This is a genomic window from Arthrobacter ginsengisoli (assembly GCF_031456935.1).
In the GTDB taxonomy this organism is placed as follows: domain Bacteria; phylum Actinomycetota; class Actinomycetes; order Actinomycetales; family Micrococcaceae; genus Arthrobacter; species Arthrobacter ginsengisoli.
On the sequence record NZ_JAVDVQ010000022.1, the window covers coordinates 37,369 to 55,793 of the forward strand.

The 18,425-nt window shown below is 67.7% G+C and carries 19 protein-coding genes; 11 read left to right on the plus strand and 8 right to left on the minus strand.

The window, feature by feature from the left end; genetic code table 11:
• Positions 1-281 precede the first annotated feature (281 nt).
• The 7 genes from mshD (at position 282) to asd (ending at position 7,486) form a co-directional block, all read left to right on the plus strand.
• The gene (gene mshD, locus J2X01_RS18220) at positions 282-1,253 is read left to right on the plus strand and encodes a mycothiol synthase (protein WP_310060711.1); all 972 of its coding nucleotides are present in this window, start codon (positions 282-284) and stop codon (positions 1,251-1,253) included.
• Between the two features lie 136 nt (positions 1,254-1,389).
• A complete protein-coding gene (locus J2X01_RS18225) occupies positions 1,390-3,654 on the plus strand; it encodes an RNA degradosome polyphosphate kinase (protein WP_310060713.1) in 2,265 nt (754 codons plus the stop codon).
• Positions 3,655-3,665: 11 nt separating this feature from the next.
• Positions 3,666-4,643, plus strand: a complete 978-nt coding sequence (locus J2X01_RS18230) for an NUDIX hydrolase (protein ID WP_310060715.1) — start codon at positions 3,666-3,668, stop codon at positions 4,641-4,643.
• 28 nt (positions 4,644-4,671) lie between these two features.
• Positions 4,672-5,475: a thymidylate synthase gene (locus J2X01_RS18235; RefSeq protein WP_310060717.1), complete on the plus strand. Its 804-nt coding sequence runs from the start codon at positions 4,672-4,674 to the stop codon at positions 5,473-5,475.
• Positions 5,472-6,059 (plus strand): dihydrofolate reductase, encoded by a 588-nt coding sequence (locus J2X01_RS18240; RefSeq protein ID WP_310060719.1) that lies wholly within the window; start codon positions 5,472-5,474, stop codon positions 6,057-6,059. The genes J2X01_RS18235 and J2X01_RS18240 overlap by 4 nt, the downstream gene beginning before the upstream one ends.
• A 4-nt stretch (positions 6,060-6,063) precedes the next feature.
• On the plus strand, positions 6,064-6,288 hold the full coding sequence (locus J2X01_RS18245; RefSeq protein WP_310060722.1) for an NF038396 family protein: 225 nt from the start codon (positions 6,064-6,066) through the stop codon (positions 6,286-6,288).
• A 67-nt stretch (positions 6,289-6,355) separates the two neighbouring features.
• Positions 6,356-7,486, plus strand: a complete 1,131-nt coding sequence (asd, locus tag J2X01_RS18250) for an aspartate-semialdehyde dehydrogenase (protein WP_310060724.1) — start codon at positions 6,356-6,358, stop codon at positions 7,484-7,486.
• A gap of 40 nt (positions 7,487-7,526) precedes the next feature.
• Here the strand turns inward: asd and J2X01_RS18255 are convergent, their stop codons facing one another.
• Complete coding sequence (locus tag J2X01_RS18255) at positions 7,527-8,633, minus strand: winged helix DNA-binding domain-containing protein (protein WP_310060727.1); 1,107 nt, start codon at positions 8,631-8,633, stop codon at positions 7,527-7,529.
• 69 nt (positions 8,634-8,702) lie between these two features.
• Between J2X01_RS18255 and J2X01_RS18260 the strand changes: the two genes are divergently transcribed.
• A complete protein-coding gene (locus J2X01_RS18260; RefSeq protein WP_310060729.1) occupies positions 8,703-9,182 on the plus strand; it encodes a hypothetical protein in 480 nt (159 codons plus the stop codon).
• Between the two features lie 13 nt (positions 9,183-9,195).
• On the opposite strand, the gene J2X01_RS18265 is transcribed toward J2X01_RS18260, so the two are convergent.
• The 4 genes from J2X01_RS18265 to J2X01_RS18280 are packed head-to-tail and all read right to left on the minus strand — an operon-like array spanning position 9,196 to position 12,558.
• Positions 9,196-10,263 (minus strand): UDP-N-acetylmuramate dehydrogenase, encoded by a 1,068-nt coding sequence (locus tag J2X01_RS18265; protein ID WP_310060731.1) that lies wholly within the window; start codon positions 10,261-10,263, stop codon positions 9,196-9,198.
• 52 nt (positions 10,264-10,315) lie between these two features.
• The gene (locus J2X01_RS18270; protein WP_310060733.1) at positions 10,316-11,593 is read right to left on the minus strand and encodes an MFS transporter; all 1,278 of its coding nucleotides are present in this window, start codon (positions 11,591-11,593) and stop codon (positions 10,316-10,318) included.
• A 15-nt stretch (positions 11,594-11,608) separates the two neighbouring features.
• A complete protein-coding gene (locus J2X01_RS18275) occupies positions 11,609-12,046 on the minus strand; it encodes a MaoC family dehydratase (RefSeq protein ID WP_310060735.1) in 438 nt (145 codons plus the stop codon).
• A gap of 2 nt (positions 12,047-12,048) precedes the next feature.
• Positions 12,049-12,558: an FAS1-like dehydratase domain-containing protein gene (locus J2X01_RS18280; RefSeq protein ID WP_310060737.1), complete on the minus strand. Its 510-nt coding sequence runs from the start codon at positions 12,556-12,558 to the stop codon at positions 12,049-12,051.
• 147 nt (positions 12,559-12,705) lie between these two features.
• Between J2X01_RS18280 and J2X01_RS18285 the strand changes: the two genes are divergently transcribed.
• Together J2X01_RS18285 and J2X01_RS18290 are read left to right on the plus strand one after the other, a co-directional pair.
• Positions 12,706-13,083 (plus strand): ArsR/SmtB family transcription factor, encoded by a 378-nt coding sequence (locus J2X01_RS18285; protein WP_310060780.1) that lies wholly within the window; start codon positions 12,706-12,708, stop codon positions 13,081-13,083.
• Positions 13,080-14,750 carry a SulP family inorganic anion transporter gene (locus J2X01_RS18290; RefSeq protein ID WP_310060739.1) on the plus strand — a complete coding sequence of 557 codons (1,671 nt, stop codon included), beginning with the start codon at positions 13,080-13,082 and terminating at the stop codon, positions 14,748-14,750. The genes J2X01_RS18285 and J2X01_RS18290 overlap by 4 nt, the downstream gene beginning before the upstream one ends.
• Here J2X01_RS18290 and J2X01_RS18295 read toward each other — a convergent pair.
• Positions 14,747-14,971 (minus strand): DUF3188 domain-containing protein, encoded by a 225-nt coding sequence (locus J2X01_RS18295; protein ID WP_310060741.1) that lies wholly within the window; start codon positions 14,969-14,971, stop codon positions 14,747-14,749. The two genes, J2X01_RS18290 and J2X01_RS18295, sit on opposite strands and share 4 nt — an antisense overlap.
• A 204-nt stretch (positions 14,972-15,175) precedes the next feature.
• Here J2X01_RS18295 and J2X01_RS18300 point away from each other — a divergent pair, with 204 nt between their 5' ends.
• A complete protein-coding gene (locus J2X01_RS18300; RefSeq protein ID WP_310060744.1) occupies positions 15,176-16,900 on the plus strand; it encodes an HNH endonuclease signature motif containing protein in 1,725 nt (574 codons plus the stop codon).
• A 522-nt stretch (positions 16,901-17,422) separates the two neighbouring features.
• Here the strand turns inward: J2X01_RS18300 and J2X01_RS18305 are convergent.
• On the minus strand, positions 17,423-17,911 hold the full coding sequence (locus J2X01_RS18305; RefSeq protein ID WP_310060746.1) for an SRPBCC family protein: 489 nt from the start codon (positions 17,909-17,911) through the stop codon (positions 17,423-17,425).
• 67 nt (positions 17,912-17,978) lie between these two features.
• Positions 17,979-18,425 carry a hypothetical protein gene (locus tag J2X01_RS18310; RefSeq protein WP_310060748.1) on the minus strand — a complete coding sequence of 149 codons (447 nt, stop codon included), beginning with the start codon at positions 18,423-18,425 and terminating at the stop codon, positions 17,979-17,981.

Below are 18,425 nucleotides of genomic sequence, written 5' to 3' on the forward strand. Positions count from 1 at the left end.
CGGGGCGCCCCAGCCCGCGCTGGCGCTCCCCAATCCCGGCCACCCAGGGCAGACAAAAAGCCCCGGACAACAGTCCGGGGCTTTTTGCTTGACTTGAGTGGAGGACATACGGGTCGAACGTATCGAGGCCACCCCAGTGGTGGATCCCCCTCGCATCTGGACTGCCGGTTTCCAGGACACAGGCCCTGGTCCGAACAGCCGGATGAGTTACCGACTATACGGAACAGTTCCGGAAACCACAAAATCGGCCCCGCCCCGGCCGCACCGTATAGCCTTGCACCATGAGTCCCGCGCATCCCGAAGACTGGCCCGTACTCGCAGCCAAGGGAGCTGCGGACGCGCAGCTCCTGAAGGACATCAAGGCCCTCGCGGCCGCCGCGGAGGAATCCGACGGCAATCCGCCGCTGTCCGAACAGACGCTGGTCACGCTGCGCGCCGCGGACACCGGCGGACATTCAGTGCTGACACTGGCGCTGTACAGCCCGGATGAGAAGCCGGACCCGGCCACGGCCCAGGACCTGGCCGGGGTCGCCGTCGTCATCGAGGAGCCGGACGGCACGGGAGTCCTGGAAGTTGCCGTCCACCCCAGCTACCGCAACCAGGGCGTGGCCGACCGGCTGGTCGGCGAGCTCCGGGCCACCCGCGGCTTCGCCGGCCTCAACGCCTGGTCGCACGGCAACCATGAGGCTGCGGCGGAGCTCGCCGCGCGCTATGGCTACGGCCCCGTGCGCGAGTTGTGGAAGATGCGGCTGACGAGCGCGGCCGCGGAACTGCCGGACGTCCCGCTGCCCGACGGCGTGACGCTTCGGGTATTCGTCCCGGGCCGGGATGAGGACGCCTGGCTCGCCGCGAACCGGGCCGCCTTCGCGCACCACGCCGAACAGGGAAACATGTCACGCGCCGACCTGGACGCCAGGATGGCCGAGCCGTGGTTCGATCCCGCCGGTTTCCTGCTGGCCGTCGACGCCTCGGACCGGATCATCGGCTTCCACTGGACCAAGGTGCATCCCCGGCACGGGGACCATCCCGCGATCGGCGAGGTGTACGTCGTGGGCGTTACACCCCACGCGCAGGGCACCGGGCTGGGCAAGGCGCTGACGGTCGCCGGCATCCGGCACCTGCAGCACCAGGGCCTGCACGCCGTCATGCTCTACGTCGATGCGGACAACATTCCGGCCGTGTCGCTGTACCGGCGGCTGGGCTTCACCCGCTGGGACGTCGACGTGATGTACGCCCCGCTGGAAGGGCGCTGACCCACCCGGCAGGCATCCGGAGTGCACCCGGCGTTCACCTTGTGTTCACCCGGGGGAATTCCGGACTCCCGACAGCTGATCGGCGCGTGATTGCTTGTAAGGTTGAAGCAAAATCGCGCCAGTATTAGGAGAGACCATGCAACGGGATTCAGCCCGGACCGCCACGTCTGAGGCCGCCACGTCGGACACCAAGGCTCCAATCGCGCGCGCCCAGTTCGGCTCCTCCGAAGTGCCTGCCTCGCGGGCCACGCAGGACCGGATCGACATTCCCGAATTCGCGCCCAGCGTGGAGCCGGAGGGCGACTTCAGCCCGGACCGCTTCCTGGACCGTGAACTGAGCTGGCTCTCGTTCAACGCCCGCGTGCTGGAGCTCGCCGAAGACCCGAACCTGCACCTGCTGGAACGCGTCAGTTTCCTCTCCATCTTCGCGTCCAACCTCGATGAGTTCTTTATGGTCCGGGTCGCCGGGCTGAAGCGCCGGATCGCCACCGGCCTCGCCGTCCCCTCCCCCGCCGGGCTCAGCCCGGTGCAGGTCCTGGAGCAGATCGGTGACGAGGCCCACCGGCTGCAGCAGCGCCACGCCCGTGTCTACGCCGAGCAGATCCGTCCGGCGCTGGCCTATGAGCACATCCACCTCATGCACTGGGAGGACCTGGATTCCCAGGCCCAGGACCAGCTCAGCGCCATGTTCGCGGAGAAGGTCTTCCCGATCCTGACCCCGCTCGCGGTGGACCCGGCCCACCCCTTCCCCTACATTTCAGGGCTCTCACTGAACCTCGCCGTGGTGGTCCGCAACCCGGTCAGCGACAAGGAACTCTTCGCCCGCCTCAAGGTCCCGGACCAGCTGCCCCGGCTGATCTCGATCGACGGCCCGCGCGCCGGTTCCGTGCCGGGCCGGGTGGCCCGTTTCATCGCGCTCGAGGAAGTCATCGCCGTCCACCTGGACCAGCTCTTTGCCGGCATGGAGGTGCTGGAACACCACACCTTCCGCGTCACCCGCAACGAGGACCTGGAAGTCGAAGAGGACGACGCCGAGAACCTGCTGCAGGCGCTCGAAAAGGAACTGCTGCGCCGCCGTTTCGGCCCGCCGGTCCGGCTCGAAGTCACGAACGACATCAACCCGAACATCCGGGCGCTGCTGATCCGCGAGCTCGGCGTCGAGGAATCCGAGGTCTACTCCGTCCCTGCACCGCTGGACCTCCGGGGCCTCTCGGTCATCGCCGGAATCGACCGGGCGGACCTGCACTACCCCAAGCATGTCCCGCACACGTCCCGGCACCTGAACGAATCGGAAACTTCCAAGGCGGCGAACGTCTTCGCGGCCATGCGGCGGCGGGACATCCTGCTGCACCACCCCTACGATTCCTTCTCCACCTCGGTGCAGGCGTTCCTGGAACAGGCGGCCTCGGACCCCAAGGTCCAGGCCATCAAGCAGACGCTGTACCGCACCTCGGGCGACTCGCCGATCGTCGACGCGCTGATCGACGCCGCCGAAGCCGGCAAGCAGGTCCTGGCCCTCGTGGAGATCAAGGCCCGCTTCGATGAGCAGGCCAACATCTCCTGGGCCCGGAAGCTGGAGCAGGCCGGCGTCCACGTGGTCTACGGCATCGTGGGATTGAAGACGCACTGCAAGCTCTCCCTCGTGGTGCGCCAGGAAGTGGACGGGCTCCGCCGCTACTGCCACATCGGCACCGGGAACTACCACCCCCGCACGGCCCGGTACTACGAGGACCTGGGCCTGCTGACGGCCAACGAGCAGGTGGGCGAGGACCTTTCCAAGCTGTTCAACCAGCTCTCCGGCTACGCCCCGAAGTCGACCTTCAAGCGGCTCCTGGTCGCGCCGCGGTCGGTCCGCTCCGGACTCATCGACCGGATCGAAACCGAGATCCGCAACGCCCGTGCCGGCCTGACCGCCCGGGTCCAGATCAAGGTCAACTCGATGGTGGACGAAGCCATCATCGACTCCCTGTACCGGGCGTCGCAGGCCGGCGTTCCCGTGGACATCATTGTCCGCGGCATCTGCTCACTGCGCCCGGGCGTGCCCGGACTCAGCGAGAACATCACGGTCCGCTCCGTGCTGGGCCGCTTCCTGGAACACTCCCGCGTCTTCGCCTTCGCCAATGCCGGGGACCCGGTGGTGTACATCGGTTCGGCGGACATGATGCACCGCAACCTTGACCGGCGAGTGGAAGCCCTCGTCCAGCTCACCAGCGGGGACGACACCACCTACGTCATGGACCTGCTGCGCCGCTACATGGATCCGGGGACCGCCAGCTGGCACCTGGACAACCAGGCGGAATGGACCCGCCACCACCTCACCGAAGATGGGCGCGACCTCGAAGACATCCAATCCTGGCTGCTCAATTCCCGCTCGCGGCAGCGCGCGGCCGGGCTGCGCTAGGGGCGCCGTCATTGAATAGCGATTCACCGATTGCCGACCAGACAGACCATCCCGGCGAGGAAATCGTGGTGGTGGCTGCGGGTGCCCTGCCGTGGCGTGTCGCCCCGGGCGAGAAGGACAAACTCGAGGTCCTGCTGATCCACCGCCCCCGCTATGACGACTGGTCCTGGCCCAAGGGCAAGATCGACCCCGGCGAGACGGTGCCCGAGTGCGCCGCCCGCGAGGTTGACGAGGAAATCGGGTTGAGGGCGCCGCTGGGCATCCCGCTGCCGTCCATCCATTATCACGTCCCCCTCGGGCTGAAAGTGGTCCACTACTGGGCCGTTGACGTCAACGGGGCCCAGATCCTGCCGGACGGCAAGGAAGTGGACAGCGTGATGTGGTGCTCGCCGGAGAAGGCTGCCAGCCTGCTCAGCAACCCGAGCGACGTGGCCCCGCTGGAGCATCTGGCGGCTGCACATGCCCTCGGTGAACTGAAGACGTGGCCGCTCGTGATCGTGCGCCATGCCAAGGCCAAACCGCGCTCCTCGTGGTCCAAAGCCGAAGGTGACCGGCCGCTGGCAGCCACCGGGACGCGCCAGGCGCAGGCAGTTGGACGGCTTCTGCAGGCCTGGAAGCCAATGCGAATTGTCTCCAGCCCCTGGCTCAGGTGCACCTCCACGATCGCCCCCTACGCCAGGGCGTCCGAGGCGAAGGTGAAGCTGAATGAAGCCCTCACCGAGCACCGGCACGCCCGCCACCCGCACAAGACTGCCGCCGCGGTCGAAGGCCTCTTCGACAAGCAGCGGGCCGTGGTGCTTTGCACGCACCGCCCGGCCCTCCCCACGGTGTTCGCCCAGCTCGGGAAGCACATGGGTTCCAAGCTGCGGGCCCAACTGCCGGGCTCCGACCCGTTCCTGGCTCCCGGCGAGATCGTGGTGTGCCATGTGGCCCACCACAGCAAGGACAGGGTGGTCGCGGTAGAGCGGTTCAGGCCCTTCGACGATTGAGGCCCTGAGTTCTCAGTAGACTGGGACGGTGAGCATTCCAACGCCCTATGAAGACCTGCTGCGCGATGTCCTGGCGCACGGCACGCACAAATCGGACCGGACCGGGACCGGGACCCTCAGTGTGTTCGGCCGCCAGCTGCGTTTCGACCTGAGCAAGAACTTCCCCCTGATCACCACCAAACGCGTGCACTTCAAGTCCGTCGCGGTGGAGCTGCTCTGGTTCCTGCGCGGGGACACAAACGTGAAGTGGATGCAGGACCAGGGTGTCACCATCTGGAACGAATGGGCCGACGCTGACGGCGAACTGGGCCCGGTTTACGGTGTCCAGTGGCGCTCCTGGCCGACCCCCGACGGCGGCCATATCGACCAGATCGCCGAACTCATCGAGAACCTCAAGACCAACCCGGATTCCCGGCGGCACATCGTCTCGGCGTGGAACGTCGCCGAGCTCAAGGACATGGCCCTGCCGCCGTGCCACGCGTTCTTCCAGTTCTACGTGGCCGACGGCAAGCTCTCCTGCCAGCTCTACCAGCGCTCCGCTGACACGTTCCTGGGGGTGCCGTTCAACATCGCCTCCTACGCCCTGCTGACCTGCATGGTCGCCCAGCAGACCGGTCTGGAACCGGGCGAATTCGTCTGGACCGGCGGCGACGTGCACATCTACGACAACCACATGGACCAGGTCCTCAAACAGCTGGCCCGGGACCCCTACGAGTACCCCCAGCTCAAGATCACCCGCAAGCCGGACTCCATCTTCGACTACACCCTCGATGACTTCGAAGTGGTCGGATACCAGCACCACCCGACGATTAAGGCCCCGATAGCCGTATGAGCAACGACAAGACCCCGGGCACACAGCCCGCCGACTTCACCGGCACACTGGCCGACCTCACCGGCCTCGGCGTCGTCTGGGCCCAAACCAACACCGGCGTCATCGGGAAGGACGGCGGCATGCCGTGGCACCTTCCCGAGGACATGTCCCACTTCAGCCGGTTGACCACCGGCCACCCGGTGATCATGGGCCGCAAGACCTGGGAATCCTTTCCGGACAAATACCGCCCCCTGCCCGGCCGGACGAACATCGTCATCACCCGGCAGGAAGGCTGGGGCGCAACTGCGGCGGCGGAGGGCGCCATCGCGGTCAAATCCCTGGACGACGCGCTCCTGGAGTCCCAGTTCGCCCCGGGCAACGACATGGTCTGGATCATCGGCGGCGGCAAGATCTTTGCGCAGTCGATGGACCTTGCCGACATCGCCGTCATCACCACGATTGACACCACCACGGAGGGCGACACGTTCGCCCCGGAGCTCGGCTACGACTGGACGATGGGCGCCAGCCTTCCGGCCGACGGCTGGCAGACCGCCGACAACGGCACCCGCTACCGCATCAACGTGTGGCGCCGGACGGAGCACTAAGCGAATGCTGAAGAAACCCGAAACCCTCTTTGTCCTCGGCTACATGCTGCTGCCGCTGCTGGCGCTGCTGTCCGCGATCGTAGGGCTGACCATGATCCTGGGCGGCAACAAGATCGTCGGAGCCATCGTGCTCGTGGTCATCACCCAGGCCTTTGCCTTCGGGGCGTTCTTTGCCCTCCGGAAGCGAAAGCACGCCCTGCTCGCGGAGCCTCGGGGCGACGGCGCCTGATGGGCGTCGTCCGCTCCGGTGACGTAACCGACTGCGCTCCGGAGCCGGCAAAGTCTAAACTGGCACAATGACTACAGCAGCTACTCCGTCCGTTGGACTGGTCGGTTGGCGTGGCATGGTCGGTTCCGTCCTAATGCAGCGCATGCAGGACGAGGGCGACTTCGCCAACATCAACCCAGTATTTTTCTCCACCTCGAACGCCGGAGGGGCGGCGCCCGCGTTCGCTGACGGCGCCGGCAAGCTCGAGAACGCGTTCGACGTCGACGCCCTGGCGAAGCTGCCAATTATCGTTACCGCCCAGGGCGGCGACTACACCAAGCAGGTCCACGGCGAACTGCGCGGCCGCGGCTGGGACGGTCTCTGGATCGACGCCGCGTCCACGCTGCGGATGAACGACGATTCCATCATCGTGCTGGACCCGATCAACCGCGACGTCATCGACGCCGGGCTTTCCGGCGGCGTAAAGGACTTCATCGGCGGCAACTGCACCGTCTCCTGCATGCTGATGGGCCTCGGCGGGCTGTTCAAGAACGGCCTCGTCGAATGGGGCACGTCGATGACCTACCAGGCCGCCTCCGGCGGCGGCGCCCGGCACATGCGCGAACTGCTGAGCCAGTTCGGCACGCTCAACGCCCAGGTCAGCACGGAACTGGACGACCCGGCGTCGGCCATCCTGGACATTGACCGCAAGGTCCTGGCCCACCAGCGCACCGACATCGACGCCAGCCAGTTCGGTGTCCCGCTGGCCGGATCGCTGATCCCCTGGATCGACGCGGACCTCGGCAACGGCCAGTCCAAGGAGGAATGGAAGGCCGGGGTGGAGACCAACAAGATCCTCGGTACCTCCGGCGATGACCACATCATCATGGACGGGCTGTGCATCCGGATCGGCGCCATGCGTTCGCACTCCCAGGCGCTCACGCTCAAGCTCCGCGAAGACCTCTCCGTCGCCGAGATCGAAAAGCTCCTCGACGAGGACAACGAGTGGGCCAAGGTCGTGCCGAACTCCAAGGACGCGTCCATGGCCGACCTGACTCCCGTGGCGGCGTCCGGCACCCTGGACATCCCGGTGGGCCGCATCCGGAAACTGGAGATGGGCCCGCAGTACATCAGTGCGTTCACCGTCGGCGACCAGCTGCTCTGGGGCGCGGCCGAACCGTTGCGCCGCATGCTCAACATCGCGACCGGAACCCTCTAGGAACCTCGCCATACCGGTCCAGCACCGGTTCAGCACCGGTTCAGGTGCCGAGGAATCTCCGGTACTTCGCGGCCTGCAGCCCAAAGGATCTTTGGGCTGCGGGCCGCAGTCCGTTAACCTCGTCGAAGGGCTCAGGTACTGCCACGGCGGCGGCGCCGCTGCGGGATACCTCCCAGGTGCCGATGACCTGGCCGCCGGCCACAATGGTTTTGCGGAAGACGCCGTTGCCGCCCGGCACGATCTTGTCCGCATGCTCGGGCGGCAGCACCAGCGACCGGTCCTTGTAGCCGAGCAGGAACTCATCAAATCCGGGCAGTGCCAGCACCAGGCGTCCGGCGGGGACGCCGGTGTCGAGCAACGCGGCTGTTTCCGGGGAGAGCCAGTAACCGGTCCCCTCGAAGGTCACCTGCGCCAGCTGGTCCTTCACGGTGGCCAGGGCGGCGCGGACCTCCGTCAGGGGAATCCCGGACCACCAGGAAAAGTCACGCTCCGTGGCCGGGCCGTGGCTGCGCAGGTAGCGCAGCAGCCACTCGGCGATGCCTTCGGCCCGGTCCAGGCTCCGCGACTCGGAGATCCAGTCGTCGAAGGCCACGACGAGCTGCTGGTTCCCGGCCAGCGGCCCCAGCACCAGCCAGCCGCGCTGGCACAGGATCCCCAGCAGGTGGATGCCGCGCTGCCCGGCCGTGGACTGGCCCGCCCGTTCGAAGGCCTGGAACAGCTCCGCCCGGCTGGCGGCTGCCCCGCCGGAGACAAGCTCCAGCGCGGTTCCGGCAGCGGCGTCGACGTCCCCGGCAGAAATCTCCAGCTCGCGGTGGCGCCCGGCCATGCCGCGGATCAGCCGCTCGGAGGTAATCGCCAGCATCCACTTCAGGTCCTCGGGAGCCAGCAGGTGCAGCGTGCCGCGCATCGGCCAGGAGCGCACGATCTCCCCCCGGTCGAGGGCGCTGCGGACATCGCCGACCCGGGAACCCGGACAACGCTGGCCGACTGCCCAGAGCGCCGCCGCCAGGTCCTGCGCCTGCATCGCCGTCATCCAGCGCACCGCCGCCGCGGCGCTTCTGAATCCCGCCCCGGCCAGGCCCTGCGAGACCAGGCGCAGACGGCCCAGGACCGCCCCGCTGAGCCGCACACGCGCCGTTGCTGTCATGCACTCATGCTAAGCCGCCGGACGGGTGGTTCCCAGCCGCCTTCCAGCCGGACTCCTTACCCTTGATGGATGACCATACGGGAGATGTGGCCGCTGCTGCGGCCCCTGAGCAGGAGGCTGGCACTGCTGGGCTGGGTGTCCAGCGCCGCCGGCATGGCCGCGGGGCTCGCCATTGCGATTGCCAGCGGGACACGGATTTCCCCGATGATGAGCACGATGCAGCTCGTGGCCATGGTGTCGATGGCCGTCGCGGTGACCAGTTTCGTCACGGCCGCATCGGTGCAGCCGCGCTCGGCAATCCGTGACGCCGGTGAATCACCGGACGGCCTGGACAACGGGGGCCTGCCGGACACCGTGCGGAGTTTCCTGCTCGGCTCGCTGGCACTGCTGCTCGGCGCGGTCGTGTTCGCGCTGGCCGGTTTCTTGCTCCGCAGCGGGCACAGCGCCCAGACCGTGGCGTTTTGCCAGGTCTTCTTCCTCGGCGCCGCGGCGTCCGGCTTCACCTTTATGCTGTTCAGCCGGGTCATCGGACACCGCGGCAGGAGCTGAGGACCGCCGCTTCCTAAAGCTCGACGCCGATGAGCAGCGGTTCCGGGTGCAGCTCAATCCCAAAGCGTTCGACGACGCCGCGGCGCACCTCACGCGCGATCGCCAGCAGGTCCGCGGTGCGGGCGTTTCCCCTGTTGGTGATGGCCAGGGTGTGTTTCGTGGAAAGCGAGGCCCGGCCGCCGGAAACGCTGTCCGGTTCCAGCCCGAAGCCCTTGCCGTAACCGGCCTGGTCGATCAGCCAGGCCGCCGACAGCTTCGTCAGCCCGTCCGCGCCGCCCGGGTAGCGGGGCGCGCCGTCAGGCAGCCCGGCCGCCTCGGCTGCCGGCACAATCGGGTTGGTAAAGAAGGAACCGGTGGAGTAGGTGTCCCGGTCGGCTGCGTCCCACACCATGCCCTTGGACGCCCGGAGCCGGAGCACCTCCCGCCGGACATCGTTGGAATAGGCCCGCTGGCCGGCCTCGACCCCCAGCGCGCGGGCGAGTTCGGCGTAGCGGATGGGGGCGCTCATCCGGCCCAGCGGGAGCTGGAATTCGACCGTGAGCACCACGAAGCGCGGTGAGCCGTTGACGGTGGTCTGCTTGAGGAGCGAATCGCGGTAGCCGAACTTCAACTCGGAATTCGTGAAGGTCTTCACGGCGTTGCGTTCCCGGTCCCAGGTCCGGACCGCGGCGATGGTCTGGGAAACGTCCGAGCCGTAGGCACCCACGTTCTGGACCGGGGTGGCGCCGGTGGCGCCGGGAATGCCGGAGAGCGCCTCGATCCCGGACCAGGCGTGCCGCACGGCGTGCTCAACCAGGGCGTCCCAGTTGTGCCCCGCCTGGACCACGACGGCGACCCCGCCGCAGGAGTCCTCCGCGGTGACGGTGAACCCCTCCGAGGCGATCTTCAGTACGGTGCCGGGGAACCCGTCGTCGGATACCAGCAGGTTGGAGCCCCCGCCGATGATCAGCAGGGACTCACCGGCAGCGTCCGCTGAGCGGACGGCGTCGACGATTTCCGCCTCGGTGCGGGCCTCGATGAAACGGCCGGCGGGGCCACCGACGGCGGCCGTGGTCAGGGTGGAGAGCAGTGTCTGGGTCACCCGACCAGCCTAGTCCCGCAACGCCGCACTCCCCTAAGCCGGTACCGTCCGGTCAGCTGATTTTCCGGGCCACCGGGGAGAGCAGGAAGCTGACCACGAGCATCACCATAACGGCCAGCAGGGAGTGCAGGATCCCGACGTGCTCTGCCAGCAGGCCCAGCAGCGGCGGGCCGCAGAGGAACGCCCCGTAGCCGATCGTGGAGACCACCGAGACCCGGGCGGCCGCCTTGGCCGGGTCGTCGGCGGCGGCGGACATGCCCACCGGGAAGCCCAGCGAGGCGCCCAGCCCCCAGACCGCGAGGGCCACATAGGCCATCCACGGCACCGGAGCGAAAACGAACAATCCCAGGCCCAGCACTGCCAGGGCGGCGCACCAGCGCATCACCGGGACGCGGCCGAAGCGGTCCAGGACCCCGGTGCCGGCGAAGCGGCCGATGGTCATGAACGTGACGAACAGCCCGTACCCGGCGGCGCCCGCGGCATCGGACTGGCCGTGGCCATCGGCGAGCGCCAGCGCCACCCAGTCCCCCGCTGCGCCCTCGGCGAGGGCGAGCCCCAGCACCAGCACCCCCAGCAGGAGCGTCCGGCGGTCCCGCCAGGCGCGCGCGATCTGCCGCTTGTTGTCCAGCGGTTCTTCGGGCCGGTCCGGCGCCGGCAGGACGACCGGGATGGGCCCGGTGGAAGGACCCTCGACGGTGTCGGGCCGGGCCGGCTTGAAACTCGGCCCGACGTCGACCGGCGTGATGTCGGCGCGGAACCAGGCAGCGGCGGTGGCCACGGAAGTGGCGACGAGGACGCCCACCACGGCGAAATGCCAGAACACGGACACGCCGGCTGCGGCGGCCCAGGCTCCGGCCGCGGCTCCTGCGACGGTACCGAGACTGAACGATCCGTGCAGGCGGGGCATGATGTGCCGCCGGACGGCCCGTTCCACCGCGGCACCCTCCACGTTGGAGGCCGTGTTCCAGCTGGCCGTGCCGAGGCCGATCACGGCGAGCCCCGCGGCGGTGGCGGGCGGGCTGACCAGGACCGAGGTTCCCAGTCCGGCGAGGACCAGCCCGGCACCCACCATGATGCTGCCGATCCGGATGGTCTGCTTCGAACCGAACCGCAGCACGATCAGCCCGGACGCCGAGACCGAGAGGAAGGAGCCCAGGGTCATGCAGAGCAGCAGCAGCCCGACATTCGCCGGGGTCAGGTCCAGCCCGTCGCGGATGGCCGGCAGCCGGGACACCCAGGTGGCGAATGCGATGCCGCTGACCGCGTAGGCGGCCACGACGGCGTTGCGCCAGTGCGTGACCTCTGCGGCCTGGCCGGTGCGCAGGTTCAAAGCATCGTCACGCGGCTAGGACAGCCTGACGACGGCCTGCGCCTTCATCAGCACCTTCTGGCCGGCACAGGTGACGGTAAGGTCCACGCGGGCGGTGCCTTTGTCGGCGTCGAGCGCTCCGATGGCGCCGCTGATCTCGATCACGGCGCCGGCCTCGGCGGTCCCGGTGGTGTCGGACACCGGGACCGGTTTCGTGAAGCGCGTCTGGAAATCGACGACGGCGGCGGGGTCGCCGGCCCAGTCGGTCACCAGCTGCACTGCGGAGCCCATGGTGAACATGCCGTGCGCGATCACCCCGGGCAGTCCAACGCTGGTGGCGAAGGCCTCGTTCCAGTGGATCGGGTTGAAGTCGCCGGAGGCACCGGCGTACTTGACGAGGTCTGTGCGGGTGACGTTGATGCTGCGGCTGCCGATGTCCTGGCCGACGGCGAGTTCTGAAAATGTGGGTGTCATGGCTACTGTCCCTCTCCGCGGACCAGGATGGATGAGGTGGCGGTGGCGACGGCCTCGCGTGCCTCGGCGCCGGCTGCACCGGGGTCTGCATCTGCGTCTGCTGCAGCGGCCGCGCCGGCGGCCAGGGCGAAGATTTCCGAGCGCGTGGTGATCATGGCTCCGCCGCCCATGGCACGGACGCCGTCGACGTGCAGTTCCACAACCAGCCGGTCCCCCGCGACGATGGGCCGGTGGTGGATGAAGCGCTGGTCCGCGTGGACCACCCGGGAGAAGTCGATGCCGGAGTCGGGGTCCTCGATCAGCTGGGCGTCCGCCCGTTGCGCCACGATGATGGCGAACGTCGGGGGCGCCACGAGGTCGCTGTGGCCCAGGGCCCTGGCGGCTTCCACCTCGAAATGGGCGGGGTGGGTGGCCTTGACCGCGCGGGCGAACTCGCGGATTTTCTCGCGGCCGACGTCGTACACCTCTTGGGCAGGGTAACTGCGCCCCTGCAGATCCGGATTGATAGTCATGCTTCCAGCCTAGCGTCAGGCCTTCGGCCGCCTGAGCCGATGACAGGAGGCTGACCAGAATGACGAAACGCGGTATGATGAAAACATCATTTCATCAATTCATGGCCTGACCCGGGGGTCCGCGGGGGCCGGAAAGTACAGGCAGTGATGATTTCGGCAGCGCAAACCCCCTTGTACGAGATCAAGGCGAACCTGTTCAAGGCCCTCGCCCACCCGGCGCGGATCCGCGTACTCGAACTGCTGTCCGCGGCGCCGGACAACTCTGCGCCTGTCAGTTACCTGCTGGCCGAGACGGGTCTCGAACCCTCGCACCTTTCCCAGCACCTCGCCACGCTGCGCCGGCATGGTGTGGTCACCTCCGCCCGCTCTGCGAATGCCGTCACTTACCGGCTGGCTCATCCGAAGATCGCCGAACTGCTGGCCATCGCCCGGACCTTCCTCCTCGACAGCCTGGCCGATTCCAACGAACAGCTCAAACTTGCCCAGGACCTGCCCAGCGAGCATCTGCAGGGTTCCGCTTCATGAGCGCCGCAGTGGCGCATCTCAGCCGGTTCCTGCCGTCCCGCCGCGACTATGACGGGCTGCGTTCCTCCTGGAAAACGGATCTGCTGGCGGGCATCACCGTGGGGATTGTGGCGTTGCCGCTGGCACTGGCCTTCGGGGTAAGTTCCGGCGTCGGCGCCGAAGCCGGGCTCATCACCGCCGTCGTGGCCGGCCTGGTCGCCGCGGTCATGGGCGGCTCGCACGTCCAGGTCTCCGGGCCCACCGGCGCGATGGTGGTGGTGCTGGCCCCGGTCGTCGCCGTCCACGGCGTCGGCAGCATCGCCCTGGTCTCGCTGATGGCGGGGCTGCTCGTGATTATCCTGGGCATCAGCGGGCTCGGCCGGGCCGTGGCCTTCATCCCGTGGCCGGTGGTGGAGGGCTTCACGCTCGGCATCGCCGCGATCATCTTCCTCCAGCAGGTCCCGATGGCCACCGGCACCGCGGTGATACCGGGCCACAACACCCTGCTGGCCGCCGTCGAGAGCGCCGCCCAGGCCACGTCGCCCGCCGTTTTTCAGACGCTCGGCGTCGTGGCGGGCGTGGCCGCAGTCATGCTACTGCTCCCGAAACTGAACAAGGCCCTGCCGGCAAGCCTGATCGCCGTGCTGCTGGCCACCGTGGCCGCCGAACTGCTTCAGCTGGAGATTCCCCGGATCGGCGATCTTCCGCATTCGCTCTCAGCGCCAACGGTGCCGTCGCTGGATCCGGCGGCGATGGGAGGCCTGCTGATGCCGGCGGTGTCTATCGCGATGCTGGCCGCCATCGAATCCCTGCTCTCCGCACGCGTGGCCGCCGGAATGGTGGGCCCTGACGGGAGGCCCTCCGGGGCCTACAGCCCGGACCGGGAGCTCATGGGGCAGGGCCTCGCCTCCGTCGCAGCAGGATTCTTCGGCGGCATGCCGGCCACGGGCGCCATCGCCCGGACCGCCGTCAACGTCCGCTCCGGAGCCAAGACCCGGCTCTCCGCGATTGTCCATGCGCTGGTGCTGCTGGCCATCATCTACCTGGCGGCCGGTCTGGTCGGGAGGATCCCGCTTGCGGTCCTGGCCGGGATCCTGATGGTTACGGCCACCCGCATGGTGTCACGGCGCACGGTGCGCGCCATCATGCATTCCACCCGGGCCGATGCTTTTGTGTTCATCCTGACGGCCCTCATCACGGTGGCATTCGACCTGATCGTGGCCATCGAGATCGGGCTTGTCGCCGCGGCCCTCTTTACGCTGCGGAAGTTCGCCTCGCTCAGCGGCGTGAACCGCGAGGAGGTTCCGGAACCGCACGAGGACGGCGACGAGCACATCGCGATTTTCCGTCTCGACGGGGCCATGTTCTTCGGGGCGGCGGAACGCGTTCTACAGGAAATCAGCCAGGTCAAGGACATCCAGGTCGCCATCATCCGGCTGTCCCAGGTGCGGATGCTCGACGCCACCGGGGCCCACACGCTGGTCGAGGTCATCTCGGCACTGGAGCTGCGCGGTGTGACGGTACTGCTGAAGGGTGTCCAGCCGCAACACCTCGAGCTGGTGACCAACGTCGGTGTGATCCGTTCGCTGCGGCACCACAAGCACCTGTTCACCTCGCTGCCCGACGCCGTGGAGCACGCCCGCAGCCATGTGCTGCGCAACGCGGCAGCCAAGGTACCTTCGGGTTAGCGCCTGAGGTTCTTCCGGATCGTCTGGCCGCGGACCACAATCCCGGCAATGTGCAGGATCAGGCCAAGTCCGATCACCGCGAGCGACGCGACGGCCAGCTCCTGGTTCCCGGAGGTGTTGCCAACCAGGTTCAGGGCGATGCCGACGGCGAGCAGCCCCATCGCGCTGAAAACCAGCACCTTATAGGTGGTTGACGCGGAATCCCAGAATTCTTTCAGCACCGTGCCAGTCTACTGGTGAGGGCGCCGCGGCGGGTTCGCCCGTGACAGCCCCGGAGCCTGCCCGGCATCCCTGACCACGCTGTCGAACAGATAGCTGCTATCGATCACGACGTGGTGGGGTCCGCTGAATGCGCGTCTTCCGGTGTCCGATCGGCCGGCGGCCGGTGTCGCCTTATTGTCGGAGCCACCTGATTTACTGGGTTTATGGAAAGCACAGCGTGGAGTGCGGGGTGCAGGGAGGCCCTGGCGGCCGTCGCCGCGTCCGCTGCCGCGCTGGCCGCCTTCGCCGGCGCTGACCATGCCGATCCGTCCGGCGCGGACCAGGCTGAACCTTCCGGCGCGGACCACGCCGAACCTTCCAGCGCGGACCCCGCCGATCCGTCCCGCGCGGAGCACACTGATCCGTTGCGGGTCCTGGCGGATGGTTGCCTGGACGGCATGGCCCTGGCGGCCCGGCTGGATGCCAGCACCGCGGCGCTGAAAGTCACGCTGGCCGCCGGCTACCTGCAGGCCACCGAAGCCCTGGCGCCCCCGGCCTTGTCACCGCACGACGCGACCTGCCAGGAAATGGCCGTGAGGGCCGAAGTCGCGTGCGTCCTGACCGTCAGCGAACAGACCGCCGCCGCGTTCCTGTCCGACTGCCAGGACCTCACGCAGGGCCTGCCGCTGACCCTCGCGGCGCTCAGTGCCGGGACGATCTCCTGGGCCCACGCCCGGATCCTCGTGGCCGAAACCACCGGCCTGGACCCCGCCGGGGCGGCCGCGCTCGAGGCGCACTTCCTGGACCCCGCAGCACCGGACCCGGCCCGCGGGTGCCCGGCCGGGGACCTCGTCCCGGGACGGTTCCGCGCCAAGGCCCGCGCCTGGCGCGAACGCCACCACCCGGTCAGCATCGAAACCCGCCACACCAAAAGCGCCGCGGACCGGCGGGTCGAATACCGCCCGGACCGGGACGGGATGGCCTGGCTCTCCGCCTACCTGCCGGCCGACACCGCCGCCGGGATCTGGGACCGGACCACCGCCGCCGCCCGCGCCCTGCAGGGCCCCACCGAGGACCGCACCCTCACCCAGCTGCGCGCCGACACCGCCGCGACCTGGCTCCTCACCACCGGCAGTGGAGAGGGCGTGGGCGGGGGTGTGCCGTCGCCGCGGGCGCAGGTCCTGATCACCGTCCCGGTCCTGTCGCTGCTGGGCGCCGGCGAGGAACCGGCCACCCTGGACGGGTACGGGCCGATCCCGCCCTCGATGGCCCGCCGCCTCACCGCCGGCGGCGCCGGGTCCTTCTACCGGGTCCTGACCGACCCGCGGGACGGGGCCCCGCTGGAAATCGGCCGGACCAGCTACCGCCTCACCACAGCCCAACGCCACTGGCTCCAGCTCCGCGACGGCAGATGCCCCTTCCCCGGCTGCAACAACCACTCCCTGGACAACGACGCCGACCACCTCCTGGCCTGGGCCCACGGCGGCACCACCGGCATCACCAACCTCGGCCAACCCTGCCCCAAGCACCACCGGCTCAAACACAGCTCAACCTGGACACCCGCCGGGGCCAGCAAAAACGCCCCGCCCGGCTGGACCTCCCCAACCGGCCGGCACTACCCCAGCGAACAACAGGACTGGGAACCACCCCACTGGCCACCCGGCCTCCTGGAAACATACCCGGACCCGAACCCCGACGCGCACATGGACGCAGCCCCGGACCGCGGCCTCCCCCCGGACCCGGACATCGATCCGGACCGCGGCCTGCCCCCGAACCCCGGCCCGTATCCAGAACAGAAACAAGAACAGGAACTTCCCCCGGATCCCTTCCCGGACTGGCACCTGCTCACGCCCGGGCACGCAGTGCCCGCCGCAAAGGCGGCCGATCCTGGCTGGCAAGAACCCCTCGAAGCCAGCATCCTGGAACACTTCCTGATGCAAGACGCCTGACCGGCTAAGCCGCCGTCCCGTTCCAGCGCGGAATTCCGACCACGGTACGTCACAGGGCACCGGGGAGTGTCTGCCAGATTGTTCGCGCCGGGTTTCTCAAACGATGAGTGTGACAGTTTGATTCAGGACCCGATTGCGGCTTGGCCGGGATCCACTTCTTAAGACGAATTAGACGGCCGGCGCCAATTTAGTGCCCAAGAATCATGGCCGAGGCCAGATTCTGGTGAGGTCCCACTCCTGCTGGAAATCAACCTCGCGGCCCTCGAACCACACGTCCTGCCCGCTCATCGTGTGCCCTTGACCAGGATTATTCCAATTGGGCTTGACCTTGATGTGAATAAACTGTCCGTCCGGGCCTAAACCGAAGTGACTAGCTGGAAATTTCCTCTGCTCAGCTTGGCAAAGTTGTTCGTCAATGTCTGGATTTATCACGACGCCCCCCAAAAAAGCATGAGACTGCTTGGGGAGAAAAGAATACGCGCGGCGCTAATGCGTGTCTATGGCGCCTGTTTGCTCAGTCATTTAGCCGGCCTTATCGTCGCCCGACTCGAGCCAGGGTCGGCCCGGTGAAGCGTGGAGCCTGGTTTCGTGTCTGCTGAGTAGTTCGGCGCGTTTCTTGACGGCGAGGACGTACTCGGCGAAGGCCCGTTCTATATCGGGAATGGACTTGTGAAGCAGGCCCAGCAGCGGGCCTGTGAACTTCTCCGTGACGCGCAAGTGCGTCATGCCACGGTGGGGCGTGAGCGTGAATGTTCGCACACCCTTGAACAGGCCAAGGGGCAGGCCACCCGTCCAGATCATCATCTCACCCGGTATCTGCCGGATGCGAAGACGGAAGGTGCGATTCCCGCCGGTGCGAGTCCGAACTCTAACTGCTCCCCCATTGCGCAGTTCGCCGTCGATGCGGGTAATGCCGGAGTCCCAAACGGTATAGTTGCCGCCGTCTGTGATGATTTCCCATACCGTGGCGTTCCGGGCGTTGATCAGCGTCTCGGCCTCGACGGTTTTCATGGCGCTCTCAGGCCGGCTTGATGCGGGGCACGAAGTTAACCGCGTTTCTCTGGGAAGATTCCTGGTCTTAGCACTTGGCTGACGTCTGGAGGTCGCTGACGGCGGCCTGGACGTTTGCTGCTTCGTCCCGCAGGGAGGAGACTGCCTGGCTCAGGGTGGCGTCGTCGGGAACGGCTTTGACGGCCTGCTCGAACTTGTTTTTTGCCGTTTTGACCGCCTCCACCTCGTCTTTCGCTACGTCCTGGCTCGCTTTGATCAGATCGTCGTAGGTTTTCGCGACCTGATCCCGGGCCGAATCGACCTGCCCCACGGTGACACCCGGCTTAAGTGTCTGCTTGAAATTTGTCAGGGCTCCGGCAAAGGCACTGGCGGCAGCGCACGCCTGCGAAACATTCTCCTGTGCTCTGGCGCTGCTGACACTCGCTCCAGGGCTGGAAGGGCTGCACCCCGTGAGCAGTGCGACGGCTGCCCCGATTGCTATCGATCCGGCCAGAATTGGGTGTGGTCTCGACAT